Below are 12,502 nucleotides of genomic sequence, written 5' to 3' on the forward strand. Positions count from 1 at the left end.
TCCGAACGGCTTTTTTGTTCAGGCTTCCACGCTCACGTCGAACTTCGCTCCGTAGACGGTCACCGCCGTCGTCTTCAGCGCCTTCAGCATCACCTTCGCCGCCGGCGACAGCAGCCGGTCGGTGCGGGTGATGATGCCGAACGCATCCATCTGGCAGGGCAGCGCGATCGGCAGCAGCGACACGATGCCGTGCGCCGCGTAGTAGCGCGCCACATCGGTCGCGACCACCGCGATCATGTCGCTCTGTTGCAGCATCTTCGTCATGAACAGCAGCGCCGAGGTCTCGATCACGTTCATCGGCGCCTCCAGCCCCTCTTCCTGGAACATCAGGTCGAAGCGGTGCCGCAGCACGCTGCCGCTGGGCGACACGATCCAGCCGGCGTTCACCACGTCGCGCAGCCCCAGGTGCGCCACCGACAGCAGCGGGTGCCCCGGCCGGGTGATCGCGCACACCGTTTCCTCGGTCAGCGTCTCGTAGCGCAGGTCGGTCTTGTCGTGCTGCGCGAACAGCCGCGCGACCAGCATGTCGAGCTTGCCCTGCGCCAGCCGGTCGAGCAGCACGTCGCTGGTCTCGATCTGCACGCCGATGCGCAGGCTCGGGTGCTCCTGCTTGACCAGCGCGACCGCCGGCGGCAGCAGCACCAGCCCCGGCGCGGTGATCGCGCCGACGCTGACCTGGCCGTAGCGCCCGGCCTTGATCGCTTCCAGCTCGTCGTGCGCCTGGTTCAGGCTGCTCAGCGCGACCCGCGCATGCCGGATCATCGTCTCGCCGTACCAGGTGGGCCGCATGCCGCGCGGCAGCCGCTCGAACAACGGCACCTCCAGCACGTCTTCGAGATCCTTCAGGAGTTTCGACGCGGCCGGCTGCGTCATGTTGAGCACCTGGGCCGCGCGGTGGATGTTGCCCTCTTCGTCGAGCGCCACCAGCAGCAGCAGCTGCCGCGTCTTCAGGCGGGCGCGGATGAACCAATGGGTGTAGTTCGTCATGCGAAAGGGCGTTGTCTCGGCGCGCCACTAGGGGTTTTTATCGATGCCGGATCGTATATGTGTTTTCGGCAAATATCTATTAGAAAGTTATAGCTCCGCTCATTAGGATGCGGCACCTTCACCCAAGCCTCGCTTGCCAGACGAGAAGCGCCTGCCCCATGAGACTGATCCAGTTCCTCGCCGAAAACGGCACCCAGCATGTGGGTTGCGTGGCAGACGACGGCCGTTCGGTGCGCGCGGTCGGCGGTTTCGTCAGCAGCTACGAATTGGCGCAGGCTGCGATTGCCCGCCGCGTATCGGTCGATGCGCTGGCGCAACCGGCGCTCACCGGCGAGGCGCTGCCGTATGACGTGCTGCTGCGCGAACAGCGTGTGCTGACGCCGCTGGCGCATCCCGACGTCGCGCACTGCTTCGTCACCGGCACCGGCCTCACGCACACCGGCAGCGCGTCGGCGCGCGATGCGATGCACCAGAAGCTGTCGGGCGGCGAGGAAACGCTGTCCGATTCGATGCGCATCTTCAAGTGGGGCATGGAAGGCGGCCGTCCGGCCGACGGCCTGCCCGGCGTGCAGCCCGAGTGGTTCTACAAGGGCAACGGCAGCATCGTCGCGGCGCCCGGCGCGCCGCTCGCGATGCCCGACTTTGCGCTCGACGGCGGCGAGGAGCCCGAGCTGGTCGGCCTGTACGTGATCGGCCCCGACGGCCAGCCGTACCGCCTCGGCTACGCGATCGGCAACGAGTTCTCCGACCACGTCACCGAGCGCCAGAACTACCTCTACCTGGCCCATTCGAAGCTGCGCGTCTGCGCGATCGGCCCCGAGCTGCGCAGCGGCGCGCTGCCGGCGCACCTCGAAGGCACCAGCCGCATCCGGCGCGGCAGCGAGGTCCGCTGGGAAAAGCCGTTCCTGACCGGCGAGGCCAACATGTGCCATTCGCTGGCCAACCTCGAATACCACCACTTCAAGTACGAGGCGCACCGCCAGCCGGGCGACGTGCACCTGCACTTCTTCGGCACCGCGACGCTCAGCTTCTCGGACAACGTCCGCGTCGAGCCGGGCGACTGCTTCGAGATCGACCTGCCGGCGCTCGGTGCGCCGCTGGTCAACCCGCTGGCGCTGGTCGATCGCCGCTTCGCGATCGGCGGCGTGCGCGCCCTCTGACCCGGTGCGGACCATGACGCAGAGCTACAAGAACTACATCAACGGCCGCTGGGAGACCGGCGTCACGACCGGCATGAGCAGCAACCCGTCCGACCTGGACGAGGTGGTCGCCGAATACGCCCGCGCCGACGGCAACCAGGCCGAGGTCGCGATCCGTGCCGCGGCCGATGCCGCGCCGGCCTGGGGCCTGAGCACGCCGCAGCGGCGTGCCGACGCGCTCGACCAGATCGGCAGCGAGATCCTCGCCCGCAAGGACGAGCTCGGCCAGCTGCTGGCCCGCGAGGAAGGCAAGACCCTGCCGGAGGCGATCGGCGAGGCCGCGCGCGCCGGCAACATCTTCAAGTTCTTCGCCGGCGAGGCGCTGCGCGCGGCCGGCGAGCACCTGCCGTCGGTGCGGCCGGGCGTCGAGGTCGACATCACCCGCGAGCCGGTCGGCGTGGTCGGCATCATCGCGCCGTGGAATTTCCCGCTCGCCATTCCCGCGTGGAAGATCGCGCCGGCGCTGGCCTACGGCAACAGCGTCGTCTTCAAGCCGGCCGAGCTGGTGCCGGCCTGTGCCGCGGCGCTGGCCGAGATCATCAGCCGCGCCGGCCTGCCGGCGGGCGTGTTCAACCTGGTGATGGGCAGTGGCCGGCAGGTCGGCCAGGCGATGGTCGACAGCCCGCTGGTCGATGCGATCAGCTTCACCGGCTCGGTGGGCACCGGCGAGCAGATCCTGAAGGCCGCGACCGCGCGGCGCGCCAAGGTGCAGCTGGAGATGGGCGGCAAGAACCCGCTGGTGGTGCTGGCCGATGCCGACCTCGACCAGGCTGTCGAATGCGCGGTGCAGGGCTCGTTCTTCTCGACCGGGCAGCGCTGCACCGCGTCGAGCCGGATCATCGTCGACGCGACGGTGCACGACCGCTTCGTCGCGAAGATGCGCGACCGCACCCGCGGGCTGAAGGTCGGCCATGCGCTGGAGCGCGGCATCGACATCGGCCCGGTGGTCGACCGCAGCCAGCTCGACACCAACCTCGGCTACCTGGAGATCGCGCGCAACGAAGGCGCCGAGCTCGTCACCGGCGGCGAGCTGCTGCAGCGCGCGACGCGCGGCCACTTCATGGCGCCGGCGCTGCTGCTCGCGCAGCCGCAGCACCGCGTGGCGCGCGAGGAGATCTTCGGCCCGGTCGCCTGCGTGCTGAAGGCCGATGGTTTCGAGCATGCACTGGCGCTCGCCAACGACACGCCGTTCGGCCTGTGCGCCGGCGTCTGCACCCAGTCGCTGAAGCTCGCGACGCAGTTCAAGCGGCAAGCCAAGGTCGGCATGGTGATGGTCAACCTGCCGACCGCCGGCGTCGACTACCACGTGCCGTTCGGCGGCCGCAAGGGATCGAGCCACGGCCCGCGCGAGCAGGGACGCTACGCCGCCGAGTTCTACACCACGGTCAAGACGGCGTACACGCTGGCCTGATCCTGGAACGACAGACAGAGGAGTTCCACCCCACGCCTGAGCTTCACCGCCCTTGCGCTTTGATGCGGCACCCCGGCACCGCCGGAACAAGCCGTGCGTTTTTCATGCCACCCACCAAGAGGAGACAACCGTGAAATTCCAAAGACGTTCCCTGTTTGCAGCGATGGCTGCGGCATCCCTGGCCGCGGCCCTGCCGTTCAAGGCCTTCGCCCAGAAGAAGATCGTGCTCGGCTTCAGCCAGATCGGTGCCGAAAGCGAATGGCGCACCGCGAACAGCGAGTCGATCAAGTCGTCCGCCAAGGAAGCGGGCGTCGACCTGAAGTTCTCCGACGCGCAGCAGAAGCAGGAGAACCAGATCAAGGCCATCCGCAGCTTCATCGCGCAGAAGGTCGACGTGATCGCGTTCTCGCCGGTCGTCGAATCCGGCTGGGGCACCGTGCTGCGCGAGGCCAAGGCCGCCAAGATCCCGGTGATCCTGTCGGACCGCGCGGTCGACGAGAAGGACGACAGCCTGTGGGTCTCGTTCATGGGCTCCGACTTCGTCGAGGAAGGCCGCCGCGCCGGCCGCTGGCTGGTCGAGAAGATGAAGGACCAGAAGGGCGACGTGAACATCGTCGAGCTGCAGGGCACCGTCGGCTCGGCGCCGGCGATCGACCGCAAGAAGGGCTTCGAGGAAATCGTCAAGGCCGACCCGAAGTTCAAGATCATCCGCTCGCAGACCGGCGACTTCACCCGTGCCAAGGGCAAGGAAGTGATGGAGGCGTTCCTGAAGGCCGAGGGCAAGAAGATCAACGTGCTCTACGCGCACAACGACGACATGGCCATCGGCGCGATCCAGGCGATCGAGGAAGCCGGCATGAAGCCCGCGAAGGACATCGTGATCATCTCGATCGACGCCGTGAAGGGCGCCTTCGAGGCGATGATCGCCGGCAAGCTGAACGTGTCGGTCGAATGCAGCCCGCTGCTCGGCCCGCAGCTGATGCAGGCCGTCAAGGACCTGGTGGCCGGCAAGACCATTCCGAAGCGCATCGTGACGCAGGAAGGCGTCTTCCCGATGGAGGTCGCTGCCAAGGAATTCCCCAATCGCAAGTATTGAGCGATGGGGTGAGACTGGGCTTCGCAGCAACGCGCGAAGCCTGTCGGAGCAGGCCGCGCTCCGGCCGCCGCCCAGTGGAGCGGCGATGACGAACCCCCCATGACTGGAGACAGAGAAGTGAAAACCATCCGTACGATCCTGGCCTCGCTGGCCACTTTTGCCGTTGTGGCCATCGCGCCCCTGGCTGCGCATGCGCAGGACAAGGGCTCGATCGCGATCTCGATGCCGACCAAGTCGTCCGCGCGCTGGATCGCCGACGGCTCCAACATGGTCAAGTACCTGCAGGAGAAGGGCTACAAGACCGACCTGCAGTACGCCGAGGACGACATCCCGAACCAGCTGGCGCAGATCGAGAACATGATCACCAAGGGCGCCAAGGTGCTGGTGATCGCCGCGATCGACGGCACGACCCTCACCGACGTGCTGCAGAAGGCCGCCGACAAGGGCGTCAAGGTCATCGCCTACGACCGCCTGATCAAGGGCTCGAAGAACGTCGACTACTACGCCACGTTCGACAACTTCCAGGTCGGCGTGCTGCAGGCGAGCTACATCGAGCAGAAGCTGGGCCTGAAGAGCGGCAAGGGCCCGTTCAACATCGAGCTGTTCGGCGGCTCGGCCGACGACAACAACGCGTTCTTCTTCTACAACGGCGCGATGTCGGTGCTGGACCCGTACATCAAGAGCGGCAAGCTGGTCGTTCGCAGCAAGCAGGTCGGCATGGACAAGGTCGCCACGCTGCGCTGGGACGGCGCGGTCGCCCAGGCCCGCATGGACAACCTGCTGAGCGCGTACTACTCGGGTGCCCACGTCGACGCCGTGCTGTCGCCGTACGACGGCCTGTCGATCGGGATCATCTCGTCGCTGAAGGGTGTCGGCTACGGCACGCCGAAGCAGCCGATGCCGGTCATCACCGGCCAGGACGCCGAGGTGCCGTCGGTCAAGTCGATCCAGAAGGGCGAGCAGACCTCGACCATCTTCAAGGACACGCGTGAACTGGCCAAGGTCACCGTCGGCATGGTCGACGCGGTGCTGGGCGGCAAGAAGCCCGAGATCAACGACACCAAGACCTACAACAACGGCGTGAAGGTCGTGCCCTCGTACCTGCTGAAGCCGGTCAGCGTCGACGCGAGCAACTGGAAGCAGGTGCTGGTCGGCAGCGGCTATTACACCGAAGCGCAGCTGAAGTAACCGCCTCTTGGCGCGGCGTGGGTTCTGCGCGGCGTGCGCAGAACCCTTTTTTGCAGTCGGAACGATCCAGAGGACCAAGGATGGAAGCCATCCTGGAGATGCGCGGCATCACCAAGAAATTCCACGGCGTGACCGCCCTGAACGACGTCAACCTCGTCGTGCGCCAGGGCGAGATCCATGCGGTGGTCGGCGAGAACGGCGCCGGCAAATCGACGCTGATGAAGGTGTTGAGCGGCGTCTATCCGCATGACTCCTACACCGGCGAGATCCATTACCAGGGCGAGCTGCGCAAGTTCGCCGGCATCTCCGACAGCGAAAAACTCGGGATCATCATCATCCACCAGGAACTCGCGCTGGTGCCGCTGCTGTCGATCGCCGAGAACATCTTCCTCGGCAACGAACGCGCGAAGCTGGGCGTGATCGACTGGTTCGAGTCGCACCGCCGCACGCAGGAGCTGCTGGAGAAGGTCGGGCTGAAGGAATCGCCGTCGACGCTGATCACCAACCTGGGCGTCGGCAAGCAGCAGCTGATCGAGATCGCGAAGGCCTTGTCGAAGGAGGTCAAGCTGCTGATCCTCGACGAGCCGACCGCGAGCCTGAACGAAAGCGACAGCAATGCGCTGCTCGAGCTGCTGCTCGCGCTGAAGGCGCAGGGCATCTCGGCGATCCTGATCTCGCACAAGCTGAACGAGGTCTCGAAGGTCGCCGATTCGATCACCGTGCTGCGCGACGGCGCCACCGTCGAGACGATGGACTGCCGTGCCGAGGCGATCAGCGAGGACCGCATCATCCGCAACATGGTCGGCCGCGAGATGGCCGACCGCTACCCGAAGCGCACGCCGAAGATCGGCGACACCGTGTTCGAGGTGCGCGACTGGAAGGTGCACCACCAGGTGCACGCCGACCGGCTGGTCGTGAAGGGCGTGAACCTGAACGTGCGGCGCGGCGAGATCGTCGGCATCGCCGGGCTGATGGGCGCCGGGCGCACCGAGCTCGCGATGAGCGTGTTCGGCCGCTCGTACGGCCAGCGCATCAGCGGCGAGGTGCGCATGCACGGCGAGGCGATCGACACCTCGACGGTGCAGAAGGCGATCGCCCACCGAATCGCCTATGTCACCGAGGACCGCAAGGGCCTGGGCCTGGTGCTCGGCGAGGACATCAAGAAGAACACCACGCTCGCGAACCTGCCGGCGGTGTCGCGCCACGGCGTGATCGACGACGGCCGCGAGTTCACGGTGGCGAGCGATTTCCGCAAGCGGCTGAACACCCGCTCGGCCAGCGTCTACCAGCCGGTGGTGAACCTGTCGGGCGGCAACCAGCAGAAGGTGGTGCTGAGCAAGTGGCTGTTCTCGCAACCCGAGCTGCTGATCCTCGACGAGCCGACGCGCGGCATCGACGTCGGCGCCAAGTACGAGATCTACACCATCATCGACGCGCTGGCGGCCGAGGGCAAATGCATCCTGATGATCTCGTCGGAGATGCCCGAGCTGCTGGGCATGTGCGACCGCATCTACGTGATGAACGAAGGCCGCTTCGTCGGCGAATTCCCGGCGGCCGAGGCGTCGCAGGAGCGGATCATGCGCGCCATCATGCGGGCCGGCTCGCACGACGGCATGGACGCCCCCCCGAAGCTGGACACTGAACACGGCCCCCTGGCCGGAGAGACGAATCATGGCAACTGACATCGCCGCGGCGGCCCCCGTGCCGCCCAAGGAGTACCGCGGCTTCCTGAAGAACAACGTGCGCGAGTACGGCATGCTGCTGTCGCTGGTCGCGATCATGGGACTGTTCCAGTACCTGACCGACGGCACGCTGCTGAAGCCGCTGAACCTGACCAACCTGGTGCTGCAGAACAGCTACATCGTCATCATGGCGCTGGGCATGCTGCTGGTGATCGTGGCCGGGCACATCGACCTGTCGGTCGGCTCGGTGGCCGGCTTCATCGGCGCGCTGGCCGCGGTGATGATGGTGAACCACGAGATCCACTGGATCTGGACCATCCTCGGCTGCATGCTGGTGGGCGGGCTGATCGGCGCCGCGCAGGGCTGGTTCGTCGCGTACTTCCGCATCCCGTCGTTCATCGTCACGCTGGCCGGCATGCTGGTGTTCAAGGGATTGGCGCTCGCGCTGCTGGAAGGCCAGTCGGTCGGGCCGTTCCCGGTCGAGTTCCAGCGCCTGAGCTCGGGCTTCATCCCCGACCTGTTCGCCGGTGCCGAGCTGCGGCTGACCTCGCTGCTGCTGGGCGTGATCACGGTGCTGGTGATGGTGGTGCTGAAGGTGCGCGGGCGCATCGCGCAGACGCGCCACGGCATGGAAGAAGAGCCGTACCCGTTCTTCCTCGCGAAGACGGCGGCGTTCGCCGCGGTGATCCTGTTCTTCAGCTACCTGCTGGCCTCGTACCGCGGGCTGCCGAACGTGCTGATCATCATGGTGCTGTTGATGGTGGCGTACGACTTCGTCACCCGGCGCAGCACGATCGGCCGGCGCATCTACGCGCTCGGCGGCAACGAGAAGGCCGCCAAGCTGTCGGGCATCAAGACCGAGCGGCTGTCGTTCTACACCTTCGTCAACATGGGCGTGCTGGCGGCGCTGGCCGGGCTGGTGTTCGCCGCGCGGCTGAACACCGCGACGCCGAAGGCCGGCGTCGGCTTCGAGCTTGACGTGATCGCGGCCTGCTTCATCGGCGGCGCATCGGCCTCGGGCGGCGTCGGCAAGGTGATGGGCGCGGTGATCGGTGCGTTCGTGATGGGCGTGATGAACAACGGCATGTCGATCATGGGCATCGGCATCGACTACCAGCAGGTCATCAAGGGCCTGGTGCTGCTCGCGGCCGTGTTCCTCGACGTCTACAACAAGAACAAGGCCTGATTGATGTGCCCACCCCCGGAGGCGCTTCGCGCCACCCCCTCGAGGGGGCAACGCCAGTGGCCCGGCAAAGCCGGTTCCACGGCGTTCGCTGGGTACTGAAACGAGAACCCTGACATGACCGTGAAGCCCGATGTCGCTCCTGTCCTCGAACTGCGTGGCGTCAGCAAGCAGTTCCTCGGCGTGCGCGCGCTCAGCGACGTCGGCCTGCGGCTGTTCCCCGGCGAAGTGCATGCGCTGATGGGCCAGAACGGCGCCGGCAAGTCGACGCTGATCAAGGTGCTGACCGGCGTGCATCCGCCCGATGCCGGCGAGTTCACGCTGGCCGGTGCCGCGATCCGGCCGACCACGCCGCAGCAGGCGCAGCAGCTGGGCATCAGCACCGTCTATCAGGAAGTGAACCTCTGCACCAACCTGTCGGTGGCCGAGAACATCTTCGCCGGGCGCTACCCGCGCAAGGGCGCGCGCGGCGGCTGGCGCATCGACTGGCCGCGCATGAACGCGCAGGCGCGCGAGCTGCTGACGCGGCTGAACCTCGACATCGACGTGACGCGCGGCCTGGCGACGTACTCGGTGGCCGTGCAGCAGATGGTCTCGATCGCCCGCGCGCTGAGCGTCGAGGCCAAGGTGCTGATCCTCGACGAACCAACCTCCAGCCTCGACGAAGACGAGGTCAAGCGGCTGTTCGCGGTGCTGCGCCAGCTGCGCGGCGAGGGCCTCGCGATCCTGTTCGTGACCCACTTCCTCGAGCAGGTCTACGCGATCTCGGACCGCATCACGGTGCTGCGCAACGGCGAGTTCGTCTGCGAGAAGCCGGTCGCCGAGCTGAACGCGCCGGCGTTGATCACCGCGATGATCGGCCGCGAGCTGGCCAGCCAGTCGGAGGTCGTGCCGAGCGCCCGCCCGCACGACGGCCAGCCGCTGCTACGGGCCCAGGGCCTCGGCCAGCAAGGCCAGCTGCAGCCGGTCGACCTCGACCTGTATCCCGGCGAGGTGCTGGGGCTGGGCGGCCTGCTCGGCTCCGGCCGCACCGAGCTCGCGCGCTTGCTGTTCGGCCTGGCCGCGAACGACCAGGGCACGCTGCAGGTCGACGGCCAGCCGGTGCAGCTGCACAGCCCGGCCGACGCGGTGCGCCACGGCATCGGCCTGTGCCCCGAAGACCGCAAGACCGACGGCATCGTCGCCGAGCTGTCGGTGCGCGAGAACATCGCGCTCGCGCTGCAGGCCCGCCATGGCCTCGCGAAGACGCTGTCGCGCGAGCAGCAGGCCGAGATGGCCGAGCGCTTCGTGAAGGCGCTGGGCATCAAGACCGCCAGCATCGACACGCCGATCGGGCTGCTGTCGGGCGGCAACCAGCAGAAGGCGATGCTCGCGCGCTGGCTCGCGACCGAGCCGCGGCTCCTGATCCTCGACGAGCCGACGCGCGGCATCGACGTCGCAGCCAAGCAGGAGATCATGGAAGAGATCCTGCGGCTCGCCCAGCAGGGCATGTCGGTGCTGTTCATCTCGTCGGAGATGAGCGAGGTCGTCCGCGTCTCGCACCGCATCGCGGTGCTGCGCGATCGCCGCAAGGTCGCCGAGCTGCCGGCCGGCAGCAGCGAGCAGGCGGTCTACCACGTGATTGCGGCGCAGGCATGAGCAGTCTCTTCAAACATCGCCTGGCGTGGCCGCTGGTCACGCTGCTGCTGCTGCTGGTGCTGAACGCGGCGTTCAACAGCAGCTTCCTGCACCTGGAATGGCGCGACGGCCACCTGTACGGTAGCCTGGTCGACATCCTGAACCGCGCAGCACCGCTGATGCTGGTGTCGCTCGGCATGACGCTGGTCATCGCCACGCGCGGCATCGACATCTCGGTCGGCGCGGTGGTGGCGATCGCCGCGGCGATCGCGGCCTGGATGATCGGCGGCTCGCTGGTCATCGTCGACGGCGTGGCCACGCATGCGAGCCGCTTCCCGATGTGGGCGGCGGTTGCCGGCGCGCTCGGCGTCGCGCTGGTGTGCGGGGTGTGGAACGGCGTGCTGGTCGCGCGCGTCGGCATGCAGCCGATCATCGCGACGCTGATCCTGATGGTGGCCGGGCGCGGCATCGCGCAGCTGATCACCGGCGGGCAAATCATCACGATCTACTACGGACCGTATTTCTTCCTCGGCAGCGGCTACCTGCTCGGGCTGCCGTTCTCGCTGTTCATCGCGGCGGCGGTGTTCGTGCTGCTGTGGTGGGTGACCACGCGCACCGCGCTCGGGCTGTTCATCCAGGCGGTCGGCGTGAACCCGTCGGCCGCGCGGGTCGCCGGCGTGCGCGCGCGCCGCATCACGGTGTGGGTGTACGCCTTCTGCGGGCTGTGCGCCGGCGCGGCCGGGCTGATCGTCAGCTCGAACGTCAAGAGCGCCGACGGCAACAACGCCGGCCAGCTGATGGAGCTGGACGCGATCCTCGCGGTGACGCTGGGCGGCACCGCGCTGACCGGCGGCCGCTTCAGCCTGGCCGGCAGCGTGATCGGCGCGCTGATCATCCAGACGCTCACCTATGCCATCTACTCGCTGGGCGTGCCGCCCGAGGTCAACCTGGTCGTCAAGGCCGGCGTGGTGTTCGCGGTGATGCTGCTGCAGTCGCCGGAGTTCCGCCAGAGCCTGCGCGCGCTGGTGCAGCGGCCCGCGGTGGGAGGACGGGCATGAATGCGCAGGTGCAACCGATGGCGCCGATGCCGGCCGCCGCTGCGTCGAGGCGCCTGCGCTTCGACCCGAAGTTCATCCCGCTGGCGGCGACGATCTCGCTGTTCGTCGTGATGGCGATCCTCGGCTCGGTGCTCTACACCGGCTTCTTCTCGGCCCAGGTGTTCCTGAACCTGCTGATCGACAACGCCTTCCTGTGCATCGTCGCAGTCGGCATGACCTTCGTGATCCTGTCGGGCGGCATCGACCTGTCGGTGGGCTCGGTGATCGCGCTGACGACGATGGTGTCGGCGTCGCTGGTCGAGAAGCACGGCTGGAGCCCGGCGGTGGTGATCCCGCTGGTGCTGCTGATGGGCATCGGCTTCGGCGCGCTGCAGGGCGTGCTGATCCAGCGCTTCCGGCTGCAGCCCTTCATCGTGACGCTGGCCGGCATGTTCCTCGCGCGCGGGTTGTGCTACCTGATCAGCATCGATTCGATCAGCATCACGAACCCGTTCTACACCGCGCTGTCGCAGCTGCGCGTGCCGCTGTGGGAAGGCGCCGAGCTGTCGGTCAGCGCAATCATTGCAGTCGCCGTGGTGCTGCTCGCGGTGTTCGTCGCGCACTACACGCAGTTCGGCCGCACGGTCTACGCGATCGGCGGCAACGAGCATTCGGCGGTGCTGATGGGCCTGCCGGTGCGCAGCACGCTGATCGGCGTCTACACCGTCAGCGGATTCTGCTCGGCGCTGGCCGGCGTGGTGTTCACCTTCTACATGCTGTCGGGCTATGGCCTGCACGCGGTCGGGCTGGAGCTGGACGCGATCGCGGCGGTGGTGATCGGCGGCACGCTGCTGACCGGCGGCGTCGGCTACGTGCTGGGCACGCTGTTCGGCGTGCTGATGCTCGGGATCATCCAGACGCTGATCATGTTCGACGGCAGCCTGAGCTCATGGTGGACCCGCATCGTGATCGGCGGGCTGCTGTTCGTGTTCTGCCTGCTGCAACGCATCTTCGAATCGAGCCGCAAGCGCGGCTGACGCTCCCCGTTCCCCCGACAGGGCTCCCCCAGGCCCTGTGTTTCCCCTGTGCATCAAAAACCAAG

At 67.3% G+C, this 12,502-nt stretch carries 10 protein-coding genes; 9 read left to right on the forward strand and 1 reads right to left on the reverse strand.

Going from position 1 to position 12,502, the window contains the following annotated elements:
• Positions 1–18: 18 nt before the first annotated feature.
• Positions 19–987, reverse strand: coding sequence for a LysR family transcriptional regulator (locus ASC98_RS13180; RefSeq protein WP_056807794.1), 969 nt, complete (start codon positions 985–987; stop codon positions 19–21).
• A 158-nt stretch (positions 988–1,145) separates the two neighbouring features.
• Between ASC98_RS13180 and araD1 the strand changes: the two genes are divergently transcribed.
• The 9 genes from araD1 (at position 1,146) to yjfF (ending at position 12,437) form a co-directional block, all read left to right on the forward strand.
• Entirely contained in the window at positions 1,146–2,147 is a 1,002-nt protein-coding gene (gene araD1, locus ASC98_RS13185) for an AraD1 family protein (RefSeq protein WP_056807796.1), read from the forward strand.
• A 13-nt stretch (positions 2,148–2,160) separates the two neighbouring features.
• The gene (locus ASC98_RS13190; protein ID WP_056807798.1) at positions 2,161–3,597 is read left to right on the forward strand and encodes an aldehyde dehydrogenase family protein; all 1,437 of its coding nucleotides are present in this window, start codon (positions 2,161–2,163) and stop codon (positions 3,595–3,597) included.
• Between the two features lie 163 nt (positions 3,598–3,760).
• The gene (locus tag ASC98_RS13195; protein WP_056807800.1) at positions 3,761–4,693 is read left to right on the forward strand and encodes an ABC transporter substrate-binding protein; all 933 of its coding nucleotides are present in this window, start codon (positions 3,761–3,763) and stop codon (positions 4,691–4,693) included.
• Positions 4,694–4,792: 99 nt separating this feature from the next.
• Complete coding sequence (gene chvE / locus ASC98_RS13200) at positions 4,793–5,881, forward strand: multiple monosaccharide ABC transporter substrate-binding protein (protein WP_056807801.1); 1,089 nt, start codon at positions 4,793–4,795, stop codon at positions 5,879–5,881.
• Between the two features lie 80 nt (positions 5,882–5,961).
• The gene (mmsA, locus tag ASC98_RS13205) at positions 5,962–7,563 is read left to right on the forward strand and encodes a multiple monosaccharide ABC transporter ATP-binding protein (protein ID WP_082541755.1); all 1,602 of its coding nucleotides are present in this window, start codon (positions 5,962–5,964) and stop codon (positions 7,561–7,563) included.
• Complete coding sequence (gene mmsB / locus ASC98_RS13210; protein WP_056807803.1) at positions 7,553–8,749, forward strand: multiple monosaccharide ABC transporter permease; 1,197 nt, start codon at positions 7,553–7,555, stop codon at positions 8,747–8,749. The genes mmsA and mmsB overlap by 11 nt, the downstream gene beginning before the upstream one ends.
• A 114-nt stretch (positions 8,750–8,863) precedes the next feature.
• Positions 8,864–10,384 (forward strand): sugar ABC transporter ATP-binding protein, encoded by a 1,521-nt coding sequence (locus ASC98_RS13215; RefSeq protein WP_056807805.1) that lies wholly within the window; start codon positions 8,864–8,866, stop codon positions 10,382–10,384.
• Positions 10,381–11,421, forward strand: a complete 1,041-nt coding sequence (locus ASC98_RS13220) for an ABC transporter permease (protein ID WP_056807808.1) — start codon at positions 10,381–10,383, stop codon at positions 11,419–11,421. The genes ASC98_RS13215 and ASC98_RS13220 overlap by 4 nt, the downstream gene beginning before the upstream one ends.
• The gene (gene yjfF, locus ASC98_RS13225) at positions 11,418–12,437 is read left to right on the forward strand and encodes a galactofuranose ABC transporter, permease protein YjfF (RefSeq protein WP_056807810.1); all 1,020 of its coding nucleotides are present in this window, start codon (positions 11,418–11,420) and stop codon (positions 12,435–12,437) included. Before ASC98_RS13220 ends, yjfF begins: the two co-directional genes overlap by 4 nt.
• Positions 12,438–12,502 lie beyond the last annotated feature (65 nt).

Origin of the sequence: Rhizobacter sp. Root1238, assembly GCF_001425825.1 — a bacterium.
Taxonomy (GTDB): domain Bacteria; phylum Pseudomonadota; class Gammaproteobacteria; order Burkholderiales; family Burkholderiaceae_C; genus Rhizobacter.